At 64.5% G+C, this 17,899-nt stretch carries 19 protein-coding genes; 8 read left to right on the plus strand and 11 right to left on the minus strand.

The annotated features are described in order from the left end of the window. The first annotated feature begins 183 nt into the window (after positions 1 to 183). The gene (locus MOV75_RS07540; protein WP_247005303.1) at positions 184 to 447 is read left to right on the plus strand and encodes a hypothetical protein; all 264 of its coding nucleotides are present in this window, start codon (positions 184 to 186) and stop codon (positions 445 to 447) included. A gap of 258 nt (positions 448 to 705) precedes the next feature. Here MOV75_RS07540 and MOV75_RS07545 read toward each other — a convergent pair whose 3' ends face one another. The 4 genes from MOV75_RS07545 to MOV75_RS07560 form a co-directional block, all read right to left on the minus strand. Further along, positions 706 to 2,433: a methanol/ethanol family PQQ-dependent dehydrogenase gene (locus tag MOV75_RS07545; RefSeq protein WP_246918130.1), complete on the minus strand. Its 1,728-nt coding sequence runs from the start codon at positions 2,431 to 2,433 to the stop codon at positions 706 to 708. A 130-nt stretch (positions 2,434 to 2,563) separates the two neighbouring features. Further along, positions 2,564 to 3,217 (minus strand): ubiquinol-cytochrome c reductase iron-sulfur subunit, encoded by a 654-nt coding sequence (locus tag MOV75_RS07550; RefSeq protein ID WP_246918092.1) that lies wholly within the window; start codon positions 3,215 to 3,217, stop codon positions 2,564 to 2,566. Between the two features lie 263 nt (positions 3,218 to 3,480). Continuing rightward, on the minus strand, positions 3,481 to 3,945 hold the full coding sequence (locus MOV75_RS07555; RefSeq protein ID WP_246918094.1) for a group III truncated hemoglobin: 465 nt from the start codon (positions 3,943 to 3,945) through the stop codon (positions 3,481 to 3,483). 267 nt (positions 3,946 to 4,212) lie between these two features. Next, positions 4,213 to 5,064, minus strand: coding sequence for a 3-hydroxybutyryl-CoA dehydrogenase (locus MOV75_RS07560; protein ID WP_246918096.1), 852 nt, complete (start codon positions 5,062 to 5,064; stop codon positions 4,213 to 4,215). A gap of 159 nt (positions 5,065 to 5,223) precedes the next feature. Between MOV75_RS07560 and MOV75_RS07565 the strand changes: the two genes are divergently transcribed. The 3 genes from MOV75_RS07565 to MOV75_RS07575 all read left to right on the plus strand — a co-directional run bounded on the left by MOV75_RS07565 (position 5,224) and on the right by MOV75_RS07575 (position 7,460). Continuing rightward, positions 5,224 to 5,376: a hypothetical protein gene (locus MOV75_RS07565; protein ID WP_246918098.1), complete on the plus strand. Its 153-nt coding sequence runs from the start codon at positions 5,224 to 5,226 to the stop codon at positions 5,374 to 5,376. A 90-nt stretch (positions 5,377 to 5,466) separates the two neighbouring features. Continuing rightward, complete coding sequence (gene pstS / locus MOV75_RS07570) at positions 5,467 to 6,522, plus strand: phosphate ABC transporter substrate-binding protein PstS (RefSeq protein ID WP_246918099.1); 1,056 nt, start codon at positions 5,467 to 5,469, stop codon at positions 6,520 to 6,522. Positions 6,523 to 6,761: 239 nt separating this feature from the next. Further along, on the plus strand, positions 6,762 to 7,460 hold the full coding sequence (locus MOV75_RS07575; RefSeq protein ID WP_246918100.1) for an ABC transporter permease: 699 nt from the start codon (positions 6,762 to 6,764) through the stop codon (positions 7,458 to 7,460). Here the strand turns inward: MOV75_RS07575 and MOV75_RS07580 are convergent. Then, positions 7,434 to 8,243: an extracellular solute-binding protein gene (locus tag MOV75_RS07580; RefSeq protein ID WP_246918101.1), complete on the minus strand. Its 810-nt coding sequence runs from the start codon at positions 8,241 to 8,243 to the stop codon at positions 7,434 to 7,436. The genes MOV75_RS07575 and MOV75_RS07580 overlap by 27 nt on opposite strands. Before the next feature lie 162 nt (positions 8,244 to 8,405). Between MOV75_RS07580 and MOV75_RS07585 the strand changes: the two genes are divergently transcribed. Further along, the gene (locus MOV75_RS07585; protein ID WP_246918102.1) at positions 8,406 to 8,708 is read left to right on the plus strand and encodes a hypothetical protein; all 303 of its coding nucleotides are present in this window, start codon (positions 8,406 to 8,408) and stop codon (positions 8,706 to 8,708) included. A gap of 61 nt (positions 8,709 to 8,769) precedes the next feature. Here MOV75_RS07585 and MOV75_RS07590 read toward each other — a convergent pair whose 3' ends face one another. After that, positions 8,770 to 9,105 (minus strand): hypothetical protein, encoded by a 336-nt coding sequence (locus tag MOV75_RS07590; RefSeq protein ID WP_246918104.1) that lies wholly within the window; start codon positions 9,103 to 9,105, stop codon positions 8,770 to 8,772. A 199-nt stretch (positions 9,106 to 9,304) separates the two neighbouring features. On the opposite strand from MOV75_RS07590, the gene MOV75_RS07595 reads away from it, so the two are divergent. The 3 genes from MOV75_RS07595 (at position 9,305) to MOV75_RS07605 (ending at position 13,330) form a co-directional block, all read left to right on the plus strand. Next, the gene (locus tag MOV75_RS07595; RefSeq protein ID WP_246918105.1) at positions 9,305 to 10,582 is read left to right on the plus strand and encodes a hypothetical protein; all 1,278 of its coding nucleotides are present in this window, start codon (positions 9,305 to 9,307) and stop codon (positions 10,580 to 10,582) included. Between the two features lie 64 nt (positions 10,583 to 10,646). Then, on the plus strand, positions 10,647 to 10,928 hold the full coding sequence (locus tag MOV75_RS07600) for a Plug domain-containing protein (protein WP_246918107.1): 282 nt from the start codon (positions 10,647 to 10,649) through the stop codon (positions 10,926 to 10,928). Positions 10,929 to 11,320: 392 nt separating this feature from the next. Further along, positions 11,321 to 13,330 carry a bifunctional diguanylate cyclase/phosphodiesterase gene (locus tag MOV75_RS07605; RefSeq protein ID WP_246918111.1) on the plus strand — a complete coding sequence of 670 codons (2,010 nt, stop codon included), beginning with the start codon at positions 11,321 to 11,323 and terminating at the stop codon, positions 13,328 to 13,330. A 2-nt stretch (positions 13,331 to 13,332) separates the two neighbouring features. Here MOV75_RS07605 and MOV75_RS07610 read toward each other — a convergent pair whose 3' ends face one another. From MOV75_RS07610 to MOV75_RS07630, 5 genes are all read right to left on the minus strand, one after another. Further along, complete coding sequence (locus tag MOV75_RS07610) at positions 13,333 to 14,052, minus strand: ABC transporter ATP-binding protein (protein WP_246918113.1); 720 nt, start codon at positions 14,050 to 14,052, stop codon at positions 13,333 to 13,335. After that, positions 14,045 to 14,800, minus strand: a complete 756-nt coding sequence (locus tag MOV75_RS07615) for an ABC transporter ATP-binding protein (protein WP_246918115.1) — start codon at positions 14,798 to 14,800, stop codon at positions 14,045 to 14,047. The genes MOV75_RS07610 and MOV75_RS07615 overlap by 8 nt, the downstream gene beginning before the upstream one ends. Beyond that, on the minus strand, positions 14,797 to 15,795 hold the full coding sequence (locus MOV75_RS07620; RefSeq protein ID WP_246918117.1) for a branched-chain amino acid ABC transporter permease: 999 nt from the start codon (positions 15,793 to 15,795) through the stop codon (positions 14,797 to 14,799). The genes MOV75_RS07615 and MOV75_RS07620 overlap by 4 nt, the downstream gene beginning before the upstream one ends. Beyond that, complete coding sequence (locus MOV75_RS07625; protein WP_246918119.1) at positions 15,792 to 16,667, minus strand: branched-chain amino acid ABC transporter permease; 876 nt, start codon at positions 16,665 to 16,667, stop codon at positions 15,792 to 15,794. Before MOV75_RS07625 ends, MOV75_RS07620 begins: the two co-directional genes overlap by 4 nt. Before the next feature lie 10 nt (positions 16,668 to 16,677). Further along, the coding region (locus MOV75_RS07630) for an ABC transporter substrate-binding protein (protein WP_247005304.1) at positions 16,678 to 17,899 on the minus strand (1,222 nt) is incomplete at its 5' end.

Consider the following 17,899-nt stretch of genomic DNA (forward strand, 5'->3'; position numbering starts at 1 on the left):
GACACGCCGCCCAGCGGCGTCGGCGAGCCCGGCGTGCCGCCATTCGCGCCGGCGCTGATCAACGCGATCTTCGCCGCGACGGGAAAACGTATCCGCTCGCTACCGATCGGCAAGCAATTGGAGGCCTGAGTCGGAACACAAGCGGTCTCCCGCCGTTTCCATCGATCTGACAGGAGCAGATCGATGACCAACATCTCCAGGGCGCTCGCAGTCTCGCTGCTGTCGGGCGCCTTTCTTTTGACAGTCGCGGCGGGCGCCTTCGCCCAGAGCAATACGACGCCGCCGACAACGGCGACGCGCCCCACCGCGCCGGACCAGAACTCGCTTCCCAACGCCGGCGCCCCGCCCGCCTCGACCACGCAGACCACCGGGCAGCACAATCCCGATCCCAAGATTCGCGAGATGAACCAGAAGGAAAAGGACAAGGTCGACCGTCAGGGGAAGTGAGCTTTGCGCACCTCATGCCGTCATGGCCGGGCTTGTTCCGGCCACCCACAGCCTTGGCCGCGGCACGAACAACGTGAATGCCCGGGCCTTCGCCTCGCCGAAACGGCTTCGGCCGCGCAGGCGGGACGAGCCCGGGCATGACGACGAATACGTGGCGCGCTGGCAATCCCAGCCCCCAAACAAAAATGCGGCGGACGTTGCCGTCCGCCGCATTCGCCACCCCCCTGCTGCTCCGCTTCTTTCGATCCGCCCGCGGAGCTACTTCTTCAGTGCGAACACCCAGATGACGCCGCCTTGCGGCACGTTGGCTTCGATCCCGATGTTGTTGGTCACCAGCGCATCCTGGATGCGCTGCGCGTCCACGCCCCACCCTGACTGGATCGCGATGTACTGCGTGCCGTCGATCTCATAGGAAACCGGCATGCCCATGATGCCGGAATTGGTCTTCTGCTCCCAGAGGAGCTCGCCGCTCTTGGCATTGAAGGCCCGGAAGTTGCGGTCATTGGTGCCACCGACGAAGATGAGATCGCCCGCGGTCGCCGTCACCGAGCCGAACAGCTGCGACTTCGGGAAGTTGTGCTGCCACACCTTCTTTCCCGTCGCGGGATCCCAGGCCTGCAGTTCGCCGAAATGATCCGCGCCCGGCTTCGTCTTCAGCCCGATGTCCTCCGGCTTGGTGCCGAGCCAGAGCTCGCCTGGCTTGAGCGCGACTTTCTCGCCGGTGAAGCCGCCGCAGAAATTCTCGTTGGCGGGCACGTAGACGAGGCCTGTCTTCTGGCTATAGGCCGCCGACGGCCAGTCCTTGCCGCCCCACAGCGACGGACAGAACTCGACGCGCTTGCCGATCACCGGCTTGTGCGCGGGGTCGACGATCGGCTTGCCGCTCTCGGGTTCGATCCCCTTCCAGACGTCGGTGGAAACGAACGGCCAGCCGGCGACATAGTTGATCTTGGTCGGCGTGCGTTCGAGTATCCAGAAGATCGCGTCGCGGCCAGGATGGACCAGGCTCTTGATGTTGCGGCCGTCGCGTTGCAGGTCGATCAGCATCGGCGCGTCGACCTCGTCCCAGTCCCAGGAATCGTTCTGGTGATACTGGTGATAGGTCTTGATCTTGCCGGTGTTGGGATCGAGCGCGAGCACCGAGGAGGTGTAGAGATTGTCGCCGGGATGGGTCTCGCCGGGCCATGGCGCAGCGTTGCCGACGCCCCAATAGATCGTCTTTGTTTCCTTGTCGTAATTGCCGGTCATCCATGCCGAGCCGCCGCCGTTCTTCCAGTCGTCACCCTGCCAGGTGTCATGGCCCGGCTCGCCTTCGCCCGGAATGGTGAAGGTTCGCCACAGCTCCTTGCCGTCCTTGGCGTCGTAGGCGGCAATATAGCCGCGCACGCCGAACTCGCCGCCGGAGCCGCCGACGATGACCTTGCCGTCGACGATCAGCGGCATCAGGGTCATGTACTGGCCCTTCTTGTAGTCCTGCACCTTGGTGTCCCACACCACCTTGCCGGTCTTGGCATCGAGCGCGACGACGTGGTCGTCCGTGGTGGCGAGGAAGAGCTTGTCCTCCCAGAGGCCGACGCCGCGGCTGGTCGGATGCAGCTGGAACAGATCGTCGGGAAGTTGCCGCTTGTAGCGCCAGTATTCGTCGCCGGTCTTGGCATTGAGAGCGATCACCTGCCCCATCGGGGTCGCCACGAACATCACGCCGTTGTTGACGATCGGCGGCGCCTCGTGGCCTTCGACGACGCCGGTGGCAAAGGTCCAGACCGGCGTGAGGTTCTTCACGTTGGAGGTGTTGATCTGGTCGAGCGGGCTGTAGCCGTGCCCGTCATAGGTGCGCCGATAAAGCATCCAGTTGCTTGGTTCCGGATTCTCCAGGCGCTGCGCGGTGACCGGTGCGTAATTCTCGATCGGGCCCGACACGGCGGCGGTCGAAACGAGGCAGGTGAAGGCGACAAAGCCGGACAATAACCATTGCTTCCTGGTCATGGAAGTTTTCATGGACGTTCCCCTTTTTCATCCGTTTGAATTCTTGTGTTGAATTCTTGTCGTTCGTCCCGCCGTCCGCCCATCGGCGGATGCGGCCTCTCGTGACGCGGGCGCGGGCCCGCACTGTCCATCATCCCGGCTGCGCGCCACCTACCTTTCCGATGAAGTTGCCGGCGACGCTGAGCGAGTCGTCAGCGAGCGCCAACGGCAGCGCCGCGAGCCGTCGCGGTGCCGGCCCGAACACGACCTGTGCGCCCGCACGAGGATCATATTCGGAGTTGTGACACATGCACTTGAACACCTCCTTGTCGCCGACATCGCTCTTCACCCAGGCGGTGACGGGACAGCCGGCATGAGCGCAGATCGCCGAATAGGCGATGATGCCCTCGACGGCGCGCGCGCGGGTCTTCTCGTCGAGCTCGGCGGGATCGAGCCGGATAATCAGGATCTCGTTGAGCCGGGAGGCACTGCGCACCACCGATGTCTTGGGATCCTTCGGCCAGGCATGCACCGGCGGTCCGCCAGCGGGCAGGTCGGCCGCGGTGACGAGCTTTCCCTCCTTGTCGCCTTCGGAGAAGACGAGCACATCGCCCTTTTGAGGTCGTTCGTCGGAGCCGGGCGGATCCTCATCCGCACGCGCATGCGCGGAACAGCCGAGGCAGGCTGTGGTGGCGAGCGCACCGAGCAGCACAGTTCGCCGCGTCTGCTCGGTGCACGCGTCGGCGTTCGGCTCCGTGGAGTTCCCGGACGATGAGGAGTCGGTCGTGAACGATGCGCGGGACATGTCCACAAGCAGGCGCTGGAACTCTGCCGAAAACAAGGCGAAGAATTGGCACCGCAGTGCATCAATATGGCTTCACTCGCTTTGATTGAACGAGAATGAACGCGTTCAAACGCGTTTTCGCAAAATCAACGTCACGCCGCGCGATCGGCATGATGATTTTGCAGATCAGACCGATGATGTCGGAATTGGTGCGGCGCGCTATCGCTCGCGCTGCGCAAGCGCAGCGCGACATGCTTGCACACTCTGCAGGCAGTCGGTCGTCGTCAGGACCTGAGCACGTGGCGCGGCGCGGCGATAGAACCAGCGACGGTCGCCGATGCCATTTCAAAACTGTCGGCGATGCGACGCGCCTTGTCGATGAACAGCGCCGCCGCCGGCGGCGGGCAGACCTCGCGCGCGGTCTGCTCGAACAGATCGAGCCAGCGGTCGAAATGATCGCCCACCAGGCTCAGCGGCAGATGCGCCCGCATCGGCGAGCCGTGATAACGGCCGCTCATCAGCACGACCGAAGACCAGAAGTCCTTGAGCTTGGCGAGATGCTCGTCCCAGTTCCGCACGACCCCAAACACCGGGCCCAGCTTTGCATCTTCGCGCACGCGCCCGTAGAAGCGGGTTACGAGTTCCCCGATCATCTCCTCGGTGATCCCGGTGCGCTCGATCGCATCCTGGGTCAACAGGTTCCGCCGCGCAGCCGCCGCCTCGCGCTCGGCCTTCAGTCGATCCGACATACCCTTCGTAATCCGTTCCGTTGTTCCCGCAGGCCGCCCGTTCGACATTGTCGGGCCAATCGCTACATCCGTCTTTGTCGTAGCGCAAATTGCGGGATTGGGCGGCGGGCGTTTCGAGCCCGGCGCCTGCACCTCGACCACAATCGTAGGGTGGGCAAAGGCGCATTTGCGCCGTGCCCACGATCTCTCTCCAAATGCGACAATGGTGGGCACGCTTCGCTTTGCCCACCCTACGGCACTGCGGGTCCTTAGCACCCGGCTAAGTCATTACGTACCGTAGCTGTAGAAGCCCTGCCCGGTCTTGCGGCCGAGATGGCCGGCATCGACCATCTCTTTCAGCAGTGGCGCTGGCCGATATTTAGGATCGTTGAAGCCCTTGTAAAAGACCTCCATCACCGAAAGCATGGTGTCGAGCCCGACGAGATCGGCCAGAGCCAGCGGGCCAATCGGATGGTTGCAGCCGAGCTTCATGCCGGCGTCGATTTCTTCCGCCGTCGCAATCCCCTCCTGGAGCGCGAAGATCGCCTCGTTGATCATCGGACACAGGATGCGGTTGACGGCAAAGCCCGGGCTGTTCTTTGCCGTGATCGCCACCTTGCCGACGCGCTGGGCGAAATCGAGCGCCTTGGCGTGGGTGTCGTCCGAGGTCTGCAGGCCGCGGATGAGCTCCAGCAGCGCCATCACCGGCACCGGGTTGAAGAAGTGCATGCCGATGAATCGGTCGGGACGGTCGGTCGCGGCGGCGAGCTTGGTGATCGAGATCGACGAGGTGTTGGTCGCGACCAGCGTGCGCGGCGACAAGGTCGCACAGAGATCCTTCAGGATCTTGACCTTGAGCTCTTCATTCTCGGTCGCGGCCTCGATCACCAGATCGCAACCCGACAGCTTCGCCCGGTCGGTGGTGCCGCTGATGCGCTTGAGCGTCGCGTCGCGATCGGCCGCCGACATCTTCTCCTTCTTGACCAGGCGCTCGAGGCTGCCGCCGACGGTCGAAATCCCGCGGTTCACCGCCGCATCGGAAATGTCGACCATTACGACCGAGAGCCCGGCTGCCGCGCAGATTTGCGCGATGCCGTTTCCCATGGTCCCTGCCCCGATGATGCCAACGGTTTGGATCATTGCCTCATATCCTTCATCCTAGCGGCCCGCGCCGGCACGGCACGGCCATTGTTCCTGTACCAGGGTCTAGCACCGCCACCGGGCGGCTGCGACCTGATCCTGCCCCTTCCTTAAAGCATCCATGGCCGGAATAAAGCCGGCTTTCGGTCGCGAAACGGCATGAATCTGGCGACCTGGCAGGCGGTCGCCTCGAATTTGGGCGCCAGCTTCCTGCCCGCCGCCTCGCAGGCGGACGGACGGCTGGGCCCGGCACGGATCACCCTCGATCTACGCCAATCGGATGATGCGGCACAGGCTGACGGTGTGCTGTAACCGATGCGCAATCGCCATCGCGAACGCCTCGCGATGCAATTGTGACATGGACCACGTCGGCTTCGTGCCCCACCTGTTAGCTTTGCGCAGATGAAAAAACATATTGGACTACCAATCATCCTCACCGCTCTGCTCGTCGCCACGCAAAGTCTGGCGGCCGAGATCAAAGGAGCCGGCTCAACCTTCGTCTCGCCCGTGATGGCGAAATGGATCGACGCCTACAGGGCGAAGACGGGCAACGCCGTCAGCTATCAAGCGGTCGGCTCGAGCATCGGCATCGGCTTGATCAAGAAAGAAGCAGTCGATTTCGGCGCAAGCGACATGCCGCTCGATCCCAAGGAATTGGACAAGCTCGGCTTGATGCAATTTCCGATCGTGATCGGGGGCGTCGTCCCCGTGGTCAATATCGACGGCGTCAAGCCCGGCCAGATTCGCTTCACCGGGCAGGTGCTCGCGGACATCTATCTCGGCAGGATCAAAGCCTGGAACGATACGGCGATCCACGCGATCAATCCGGGCATCAGCTTGCCGAACGTGCCGATCACGGTGATCCATCGCATCGACGGCTCCGGCACGACGTTCAACTGGTCGAATTATCTCTCGAAAGTCAGCCCGCAATGGAGGTCGAGCGTGGCCGAAGGCACCTCGGTCGAGTGGCCGCTTGGCCTCGGCGGCAAGGGCAATGACGGCGTCGCCTCGCTCGTCAGTCTTATTCCCGGCGCGATCGGCTATCTCGAATACACCTACGCGCTGCAGCGGCTCGACCGGATTTCCTTCGGAATCGTGCAGAACAGCGCCGGCAATTTCGTCGTCCCCGACGCCGCGTCTTTCCAGGCCGCGGCCTCCAGCGCGGACTGGAAGGCGGAGAAGGATTTCCACCTCGTGCTCACCGACGCGCCCGGTGAAGACGCCTACCCGATCACGGCGACGACCTTCGTGCTGATGCCGAAGAGCCCCAGATATCCGGAGCGCTCCGCAGCCGCCATCGACTTCGTCCGCTGGTCGCTGGAGAACGGCAAGTCCCAGGCCGAGACGCTCAACTACGTCCCGCTCCCGCCTGCCTTGATCGACCAGATCGAACGCTATTGGCGGGAGAGCATTGGGGCAGCCTCGACGGTTTCGGCATCGGCAAGCGTCAAACGCTGAGGCCGAACGCGACCCGGCGAAATCCGGTTTCAAAACCGCTCCATGTGAGTATTCTGTGATCGGCCTGCCGCCGGGAAACCCCTCCCTAGCGGCAGGCGAAGCCACAAGGTGCCTGCGGAAAGCGACCGCGCGGCTGCCTTGCACCAGGATCCTCGCAGGGAATTTTACGTGAAACGCCTTCGCAGTCCCGACCCCGACGCCCCCGAGGCACTCCGGCTGGCGCCGACGTCCAGACTCGGATGAACGACTTCGCGCAATCCATCGCGGCCGCCTTCACGCTCATCGGCGCAGCCGACGCCGAGCTGCTCGGCATCGTCGCCCTCTCGGTGCGTGTCAGCCTGACCGCAAGCTTCATCGCGCTCATGATCGGTGCGCCGCTCGGGGCCATGCTAGCGATCACCCGTTTCCGGGGGCGGCAGGTCATCATCGTGCTGACCAATGCACTGCTTGGCCTTCCGCCGGTCGTGGTCGGGCTCGCGCTCTATCTTCTGCTGTCGCGGTCCGGCCCGCTTGGGGTGGCCGGACTGTTGTTCACCCCGGCCGCCATGGTGATCGCGCAGACGCTGCTGGCGACCCCGATCGTGGTGGCGCTGGTGCACCGTCCCGCGAGCCTGCTGTGGGCGGAGTATGGCGATCTGGCCCGGATCGACGGCCTTTCGGCCTTCCGCAGCATGGCGCTTCTGTTCGCGCTCGGCCGGACCTCGCTGCTGACGGCGTTTCTCGCGGCATTCGGGCGCGCCATCGCCGAGGTCGGCGCCATCATCATCGTCGGCGGCAACATCCGCGGCTTCACGCGCACGATGACGACCGCGATCGCGCTGGAGACCAGCAAGGGCGACCTGCCGCTGGCGCTCGGGCTCGGGCTGATTCTGCTCGCGCTTAGCGTGGCGGTGTCGACCGTCGCCTTCCTGCTAGTGGGACGCGTTCGGGAAAAATAGCTGCTCGCCGCCGACCTTGTACCCGGCGATCGCCTCCTGCCCCTTCGGCGAGACGAGCCAGTCGATGAAGGCCTGCCCGTCCTTCGCCATCACGTTCGGATGCGTGGCGGGATTCACCAGCATGACGCCGTACTGGTTGAACAGTCGCTTGTCCCCTTCGGTCAGGATGGCGAGTTCGCCGCGGTTCTTGAACGACAGCCAGGTGCCGCGGTCCGACAGCAGATAGGCGTTCGACGACGAGGCCATGTTCAGCGCCGGGCCCATGCCCTGGCCGATCTCCCGATACCAATTGTCCTTTGCCGCGCCGAGGTCGACGCCCGCGTCCTTCCAAAGCCGGAGCTCGGCGGCATGCGTGCCGGACTTGTCGCCGCGCGAGATGAACGGCGCCTTCGCCGCCGCGATCTTGCGCAGGGCGTCCGCAACGTCCTTGCCGCCGGCAATCTTTGCGGGATCGCTTTTCGGGCCGACGATGACGAAGTCGTTGTACATGACGTCGAAGCGCTTCACGCCTTGTCCTTCCGACATGAACTTGTCTTCGGCAGGCCTGTCATGGACGAACACCACGTCGGCGTCGCCGCGCCGTCCGATATCCAGCGCCTGGCCGGTGCCGACGGCGACGACCTTCACGCTAATGCCCTCGGCCTTCGTGAACAGCGGCAGCAGATGGCCAAACAGGCCTGATTGTTCCGTCGACGTGGTCGAAGCTACCGTGATGGTGCGATCCTGCGCGAACGCGATGGTGGACCAGAGCAGAACCGCTCCCAGGGTGACAATCTTCCTCATGCGCCGTTCCTCAACCAACAATGGACGGTCCTGAATAGCCGCTGTCGATGAAGACGGGAACCCCGACGTTAGGCCGCAGAGAGTTGAACGGGTGGCTGCAAAGCGGCAGGAACGTCGTTGGAGCAGGCGGATTGTCTGGGATGTAAAGTCAAGGAGAATCCGATGAAGAAGATCATCTTGGCATCCGCATGCATCATGGCGCTGGCGACCGGTGGCGCCGTCGCGCAGACACAACCCGCTCCGGCCGCCTCCGGCCAGGGCGACGTCGGCCCCTCATCACGAGGCCCCGCCACCAAGGGCATGACGACCGGACGTTCGTCGAACATGCAGAACGAGGCCAGCGACAGCAAGGGTGCGCAGCATCCGTCGGCCGGCGGCACCAACACCAACAACATGGGCAGCCAGGCCGGCGGCAGCTCGGGCGGTGCTGCGGGCTCCGGCAGCGGTGCTGGCTCCGGCAAATAGTCGGAAGATCGGAGATTCCGGGAGGGGATCGTCGCCCCCTCGCACGGACCTACGGGGCCAATCAACGACCGGGACAATATCTCATCACCCGGCGGACGCCCAGCGACTCCGGCTCCTTCAACCACTCGATCTTCCAGGCCAGCCAAAGCTTGTCGTCGTCGACGACATAAGCAAACGTCGATGTCGAGAAGCCTCTGTCATTGCGAACCGTGACCTCTCCGCAGACCACCTCGATCGAGCGGCCCTGCGGGTCGGACGCAGGGCTGGTCCAGGATATGTGGATCTCCGCATTGGGCGGAATGAGGTGATCGGCAATTTTCGCCGTGAGATCGTCCGCAAGTGCCGGCGCGCCCACGAATGCGGCAAGGGCCGCAGCCAGACAGATTTTGCGGATCACGTTCCCTCTCCTTTGCTTTCGAAGGAAGCCTATCCATTTCGGTCGCGTGCACTGTGGTTGTGGTCACACCGCGCCAAACTGCGGATGTTCTGCAATTGATCTCACCTAGATTGACAGGGGTGTGACGGCCGGGGCAGTTTTTCACATTGCTGGCGAATCAGCGATTGCCTCACGCCGAGTACCTCTTGGACAACTCCTAGTGCTTTCGAAACTGATATCGTTGCTGCGCCGCATCCCTGTGGTGAAATGGGCATTCACCGGGCTTCGGCCCGTGCCGCATAGCGGCAGCATTGATGTCACTCCGGTCGCCGCAGACGTCTCGCCTGTCATCGCCGAGGACGTCGCGGCCGAGAACACCGCGGAAACGACTTCGGCTCAAATCACCGATATCGGCACGGCGTCAGCGCGCGACGATACCGAGAGCGCAGGCGCGGCTTCGTCCGCCGAGGATGATACCGCGATCGCTGCCAAGGCGGAGAGCCCGCCGGCAGCGCCCGCCGATGCCAGCGGCACCGACGATTCCTTGCAGGAGACGCCGTCGGAAATCGAGCCGATCATCGTGGAGGAGGCTTCGGTCTCGACCATCGAAATCGAAATCGCGACAGCCGATGTTCCCGAGCCCGTCGCCAGCAATGACCCGGCTGTTGAAATCGTGGCGAACGTCGAGGCCGTCGACGCGGAGCCGGTCGCGGTCGACATCGTCAGCGAGTCGGTCAACGCCGAACTCGTCATCTGCAGCGATGCACTTCCGGCCGACGCTGAGCTCGTTGTCGCGGAGGAGGCATCGCCGTCGTCTTCCATCGGCGTCGAGAGCGCTCCGGTCGATGCCCCCGCTCTTGTCGTCAACGACCACCGTTCCCCTGACGTCATCGTGGATGTTGAGGCGACCGTAAGCGAGCCGTGTGTCACGTCTGTCGGTAGCGAAGTCCTGGCAGAGCCAGCCCCTGAGACTCGCTTCGACAGCGATCCCTGCCCCAGCGCCGAGGTGGCAATCGAGCCGGCTGCGGCGGACGTTGCTGCACCCGTCACAGCGGCAGCCGCGCAATGTTCTGCCGACACAGCCAGCGTCGTCACCGACATCGAGCCGGCTCCGGCACTCGTGTCTCCTTCTCCCGAGAGCCGCAGCGCACCGAAAGTTCGCGCAAGAGCCGCAGAACCTGCCGATCGCACCGCGCTGATCCGGCAGCGCTGGGCCGAAACCGGCATCAGGATGTGGAATCCGCGGCTGCACGGCACCGGCGAAGCCACGCTGAACATCCAGGGAAGCGTCGGGCTGCTGCCGCCTGAGCCCGGCGAGACGATGCCGCGCTACGACAAGCTGGAATTCAAGATGCTCGGCGGACAGATCGTCTGTGAAGGCGTCATCGTCGAGGCGCCTGCGCAGGCGAGCCATCGCAGTTTCACGCGGCTCGCCGAGCCCTCGAAAATCGAGCGCGTCCGCGAACCGGCGCGGGAACGCCAGGCCGCCCTCGCCTAGTCCTTTCTTCCGCGATCACTGTCATGATGTGCTAGGCTGATATCCCCGACATGGGAGATCGCATATGCGCGCAAGCTCGTTGCTTCTGGTCGTGATCGCCGCCTTCTGCGTCTCGCAGACAGCCACCGCTGCGGGCAAACGGCCACGTCATGCGGTCGCTGCCGTTCCCGCCACCGATCCGGCCGCGTCCTACAAGGCCGACAGGCTCTCTTCCTCGCGCGGAGAGCGGATCCTCGACACGCCGGGCCAGACCACCGTGCTTACGCGACAGGTGCTCGACGACATGAACGCGACCAGCCTGAAAGGCGCCATGCGCTCGACCGCCGGCGTGACGATCGGGCGCTAGGCGTCCCGCGCGGCTTTCCGCCGACACGCCGCCATTCCCGCGCGGCACATGAATTCTCCTCATACGAACCAGTTGCCCGCAACGCATCGGATGCTGCCTTCACCTTCTCCTCGACGGGGAGAGGTGATCTCGCGTGCCGGCTCGCGCCCTCGGCGATGCACTGCGCGGATGCGCATGGTTAGCAGGACGTAACCGCAAACGGCACGACAGTGCCGAAACGCCCGTCGTTGCCGTCGCGTATCCTTAACAGCGCATCACCAATGCACGCGGCCGGAAAGTGACGCGGTAGCGTGCAACCTGGGCCAGCCTTTTCCGCGGAACCCACCTAACGCGACCTTTACCCGCACTATGCAAGATCGCCCGGTTTGAAGGGATCCAGGGCTCGTATTGCAATGCCTGTCACGAATTTGAAGTCTCATGTCGCCGCCTCAATGCGGCTGTTTCGCGTGCCGGCCGACAACCCGGATCTGACGCGCGCGCAGTTCGACGCCTTCTCCAAGCAGGTTCCGTTGCTCTACTTCCTGCTCATGAGCAACTCCATCGCGGTCGCCTACACCTATGTGAACGTGGCGCCGGACTGGCTCACGATGATCGTGCCGAGCGTCCTGACCGTGCTCGCGGGTTTGCGCACATTCTGGTGGCTGCGTCAGCGCCACCTCGTGCGCAGCGACGCCTACATCCTGCGCAATCTGCGCGCCACCAACTGGCTGACCCTGCCGATCGGAGCCGGCTTCACCGCTTGGTCCTTCGCGCTCTACCCCTACGGCGATCCCTTCGCCAAGAGCCAGGTCGCTTTCTACATGGCGGTCACCGTGATCGGCTGCATCTTCTCGCTGATGCATCTGCGCTCGGCGGCGCTGATCGTGACGCTGATCGTCGACGTGCCCTATGTGCTGTTCTTCTTCGCTACGGGCGAGCCGACGCTGAAGGCGATCGCCGTCAACAACCTGCTGGTCTCCGGCGCGATGGTGACGGTGCTGTTCATCTACTACCGCGACTTCGCCGATCTCGTTGCGAACCGCAAGTCGCTGCTTGCACAGCAGGCGGCGACGCAGGCGCTCTCGGACGAGAACTTCCGCCTTGCCAATCTCGATTCCCTCACCGAGCTGCCGAACCGCCGCCGCTTCTTCGCCGAGCTGTCGAGCGCCTTTGCCGACGCCGAGCGCAGGAACGTCCGGGTCGCGGTCGGGATCATCGACCTCGACGGCTTCAAGCCGATCAACGACAATTACGGCCACTCGGTCGGCGACCGCGTCCTGATCGAAGCGGGCCGGCGAATCCGCGAGGTTTGCGAGGGCTTTGGCCCGCAGCGCGTGGAGCTGGCCCGGCTCGGCGGCGACGAGTTCGGTCTCGTCGTCTGCGGCGATCCCGAGGACGCGGACCTGATGCGGCTCGGCGAGCGCATCGGCAATCAGGTCAGGCTGCCCTACCAGCTCGACACCGCGCATACCGGGCTGTCCTGCTCGATCGGTTTCGCATTGTTCCCGGACTCCGCGACGACGTCGGAAGCCCTCTATGAATGTGCCGACTACTCGCTCTACCACGCCAAGCGCCATCTTCGCGGCCGCACCGTGATCTTCTCGAGCGAGCTCGAGGCCGAGATCCGCAGCCGCGGCGTCATCGAGAATTTGCTTCGCAGCACCGATTTCAGCACCGAGATGGACCTGGTGTTCCAACCGATCGTCGACGCCATGAGCGAGCACACCGCCGGCTTCGAGGTCCTGGCGCGCTGGCACAGCTCCCGCCTCGGCCAGGTCTCGCCGGCCGACTTCATTCCAGCCGCCGAACGCATCGGCCTGATCCGGCCGCTGACGCAGGCCCTGCTGGCTCGCGCGCTCGCAACCGCCAGAACCTGGCCCGATCACATCCGCCTGTCGTTCAACCTCTCCGCCCACGACGTCTGTGCGGCCGAAGGCATCCTGCCGCTGATTTCCATCATTGAGAAGAGTGGGCTGCCGCCGCACCGGATCGATTTCGAGATCACCGAGACTGCGGTCACTTTCGACTTCGTGCGCGCGCAGCAATCGATCGCGACGCTGAAGGCGATGGGATGCGGCGTTTCGCTGGACGATTTCGGCACCGGCTATTCCTCACTGAGCCACGTGCACCGGCTGCCGCTCGACAAGATCAAGGTCGACCGCAGCTTCGTTTCCGACATCAACGACAATCCCGTGAGCTACAAGATCATCAAGTCGCTCACGGGCCTGTGCGACGACATGGAGATCGCCTGCGTCGTCGAGGGCGTTGAGACCCGCGCCCAGCTCGACACCCTGCGCCGCCTGGGGTGCGACTTCATCCAGGGCTATTATTTCGCAAGGCCCATGCCGGGCGATGCGATCGGCGACTATCTGGCGAAGGAACGACTTCGCCTCGACGGCGCCGGGGCCAAGGTCGTGGCCTGACGTCACACCGCGCAGTAGCGCTCCTGGATGTCCTTGTCCGCGAGCAGCGCCGCAGCGCTGCTCTGATGCACCACCTCACCCTGATCGATGATCACGGCGCGATCGGCCAGCCGCAGCGCCCATTCGACGTTCTGCTCCACCAGCAGCAGCGTCTTGCCCTCGTCGCGCAGCCGGCGGAACAGAGTGCCCATCTCCTCGACGAGCACCGGCATGATGCCTTCGGAGGGCTCATCCAGCAGGATCATCCTGGGCCTGCCGATCAGCGCCCGCGCGATCGCCAGCATCTGCTGCTCGCCGCCGGACAGCGTCACGCCCTCCTGGTCGAGGCGCTCCTTCAGGCGCGGAAAGGTCTCGGCGATCTCATCGATCGCCGTGCGCTCCTCAATGTCGCTGCCGGCGGCGACCAGGCCGAGCCGGAGGTTCTCGCGCACGGAGAGACCGGGGACGATGCGTCGCTCCTCGGGCACGTAGGCGAGACCAAGGTGGAAGCGCTGATGGGCGCGCAATGGCAGGAGCTCCCTGCCCGCGAAGTGCACGCGGCCCGTCGCCTTCGGCATCAGGCCCATCATCGCCCGCAAGGTCGTGGTCTTGCCGGCACCATTGCGGCCGACGAGCGCAACCACCTCGCCCTCCTTCACGTGCAGCGAGATGCCGTGCAGGACGTGGCTCGCGCCATACCAGGCGTGGAGATCTGTGATTTCGAGCAATGCGGTCTCAGCCATAGCCTTCACTCTGTCCGAGATAGACCCGGCGGACTTCCGGATTGCTCCTGATCTCGTCCGGCGCGCCGTCCGCGAGCAGGCGGCCGTGATGCAGCACCACGACGCGCTTGGACAGGCCCAGCACCATCTTCATCTTGTGCTCCACCAGGAGCACGGTGCGCTTGTCCGCGAGCCGCTCCAGCAGCGCGACCATGTCCTTGGTCTCTTCCGGCCCCATGCCGGCGGTCGGCTCGTCGAGCAGCAGCAGCTCCGGCTCGGAGACCAGCGCGATCGCGATCTCCAGCGCGCGCTGTTGGCCATGCGCCAGGAACTTTGCCAGTTCGCCACGCCTGCCGAGCAAGCCGACCGCGTCGAGCGCGGCATCGGCGCGCGCATTCAACTCGGACAGCCGGGTGCGGTTGCGCCAGATGTCGTAGCTCACGGTCAGCGCCTGGGCCGCGACGCGGACGTTCTCATGCACGGACAGGTCGGGGAAGATGTTCGTGATCTGGTACGAGCGCGAAATGCCCCGATGGACGAAGCGGTGCTGCGGCAGGCCGTTCAGCTCCTGCCCCCTGAAATGCAGCGTGCCCGACGTCGGCGTCAGCGCACCAGACAGGATGTTGAAGAACGTGCTCTTGCCGGCGCCATTCGGCCCGATGATCGAGGTGAGCTGGCCGGCCGCGAACGACACCGTGATGCCTTCGAGCGCGACGAAGCCGCCAAAGCGCTTGCCGATACCTTCGGCGCGAAGCAGTTCGTTGCTCACGGCCGCGCCTTTCCGATGCCGAGAGCGTCCAGCAGCGTTCCCCAGATGCCCTTGGGCAGGAATAGCACGAACAGGACGAAGATCGCGCCGACGAAGATCTGCCAATGCGGCGTCCAGAGCGAGATGACATCCTCCAGGATCAGGAAGCTCGCCGCGCCGACGAAGGGCCCGAAGAAGCTGCGGGCGCCGCCGAGCAGCACCATCATCACGATCATGCCCGAGGTCTGGTAGTGCAGGATGTCGAGCGGCACGATCGACAGATGCAGCGCCAGCATGCAGCCGCCGAGCGACGAGATCGCGCCCGACAGCATGAACACGACCAGCTTGCTGCGTTCGACATCATAGCCGCAGGCCCGCGCGCGCTGTTCGTTCTCGCGGATCGCCTCGATGACGGCTCCGAACGGCGAGTTCAGGATGCGCGACTGGAACCACATCGCCAGCGCCGCGAAGGCCATCAGCACGTAGTATTTGTTGACGGGGTCGAGGAAATTGACCTGGAGGCCGAACAGGCTGATGCGGTCGACGGTGAAGCCGCGCAGGCCGTTCTCGCCGCCGGTGAAGGAGGCCGCCTGGAGCGCGACGTAGTAGACCAGTTGCGCCAAAGCGAGCGTCACCATGGAGAAGTAGATGCCGCGGGTGCGCGTCGAGATGATGCCGATCACGGCCGCGAGGCAGGTGCTGAGCAGCACGGCAACGGCAACCGCGGCAAACCACGGTACGCCGTAGCGGCCGATCGCAATGCCGGTGAAGTAGGCGCCCGCACCGAAGAACGCCGCTTGACCGAACGACAATAGCCCGGTGTAGCCGAACAGCAGATTGTAGCCCATCACCACGACGCCGTAGATCAGGACGTTGACGGCCAGCGCCTTGGACGGCAGCAGCCAGGGCAATATGGCCAGCACGACGATCGAGAGCAGCACGCGATGGTCGAGAATCCGGTCGAGCCCGCTCGGCGCAGGTTTGGCGAAAACCTCGCCGCCAGAAGGTTGCGTCACGCCGTCCTCCCTCTCACGCCGAACAGGCCTTGCGGGCGGATCAGAAGCACCACCGCCATCAGCGCAAACATGACGATGGTCGCCATTTCAGGCGCGAACAGCGCCACCATGCTGATGGAAATGCCGACCATGAGGCCGGCGACGACCGCGCCGACGATCGAGCCGAGACCGCCGATCACGGTGACGACGAAGGCCTCGGCCAGAACCAGTGAGCCCATCTCCGGATTGACGCTCCGCATCGGACCGGCGAGCGCGCCCCCCAGCGCGGCGAGCCCGACCCCGAGCCCGAAGATCGCAAGCCAGACCCGGCCGATGTCGACACCAAGCACCTGCATGATGGTGGGATCGCGCGCACCGGCGCGCACGATCAGGCCGACGCGGGTCTTCTCCAGTGCCAGCCAGAGCGCCAGCAGCACCACCGCCACCAGCGCGATGACGAACAGGCGGTAACGGGGGAAGAAGCCGATGCCGAGATCGAGCACGCCGATCAACTGCGGCGGGGTTGGAAACGGAATGCCATCGCTGCCGAACACGATACGCACGCCCTCGACCAGGACATAGCTGAGGCCGAAGGTGAGCAGCAGCGGATCGTCGATCGAGCGTCCATAGAGCCTGCGGATCAGGACGAACTCGATCAGCATGCCGAAGGCGCCGATCAGGATGGGCGCGAGCAGCAGCCCCCACCAGAAGCTCCCGGTGAGCGATGCCAGATACAGTCCCGCATAAGCCCCGATCATGAACAGCGCGCCATGGGCGAAATTCACCACCCCGAGCATGCCGAACACGATCGTCAGTCCGAGCGCAGTGATCACCAGGACCGCCCCAAGGGCGATCCCGGAGAGAAGCTGCATGATGATCAGCGACAGGTCCATCGGTCAGGCTTCAGGTGGCGTGGCCGAGCTCGCTGCAGCTGCGCAGCATGTCGTCTGAGCCGGCCTCGTTGGCGACAACGGCGAACAGGTCGTTCTCGCCCGCCATGGCCGACTTCTTCTTGGACTCCAGCACCAGCACCGACTGCACCGACTGGTGGTCGCATTTGCGGTAGTGCTGCGGGCCCTTGGTCAGATCATATTGCAGCTTCTCCAGTGCATCGACCACCTTATCAGTGTCGGTGCCGCCGGCCGTCTGCATGGCCGCCAGCAACGATCCGACACCGGAATAGCCATAGGCGCCGTAATCGGTCGGAATCGCGCCGCCATTGGCGGCCTTGAATGCCGCATTGAAGGCGGCTGCCGACTTGCTCTGCGACTCCAAGCCCCAATAATAGTTGGCGCCGCCGACCACACCCTCGAACACGTCGGGTCCGACCGCGAGCCGCTGGTTGTGCAGGATGACGGGGACGACGATCTTCATCTGCTGCTTGACGCCGAAATCCACCGCCTGCTTGATCGCGTTGGCCTGGTCGCGGCCGAAATTGGAGATGCAGAGCACGTCCGGCCGCATCGACATCAGGCGCGGCATGAAGGTGGAATAGTCGGCCGCACCGAACGGATGCAGGATCTCGCCGACATTGTCCGCACCGATCGCGGCCTGCGCACGCTTGAAGCCGCGCAGCATCTCATGCCCATAGGCATAGTCGGCAGCGAGATGGGCGACCTTCATGCCCTTCTTCAGGGTCTGCCGCGCCACCGCTGCGGTCGTCATGTGCGGATTGAGCGCTTCATGGAAAGTATATTTGCTGAAATCCTTGGCTTCGTTGATCGTGTCGGACTGGCTGATCGAGACGTAGATCACGCCGCGGGCGCGGGTGACCTCGTTGACCGCGAGCTGCACCGCGCTGGAGAGCGCGCCGACCACGGCATGGACCTTGTCCTTCTCGATCAGCTCGAGCGTGCGGGTCGCGGCTTCACCGGCGTTGAGCTTGTCGTCGCGCACGAGGAGCTCGACCTTGCGGCCGCCGATCCCGCCCTTGTCGTTGACGAGCTTCACCGCGAGCTCGGCGCATTTGACCTGATCGCGCGCTTCCGCCGCGAACGGGCCGGTCAGTGGAGTCGGGAAACCGATGCGGATCGTCTCGGCGACCTTGAAGGCGTCAGCAGCCGAAACGTTCGGCAGCAGCACGGCGAATTCCTCGCCGCCATAACGTGCGGCGCAGTCGCCGGCC

Origin of the sequence: Bradyrhizobium sp. PRIMUS42, assembly GCF_023006515.1 — a bacterium.
Lineage (GTDB): Bacteria > Pseudomonadota > Alphaproteobacteria > Rhizobiales > Xanthobacteraceae > Bradyrhizobium.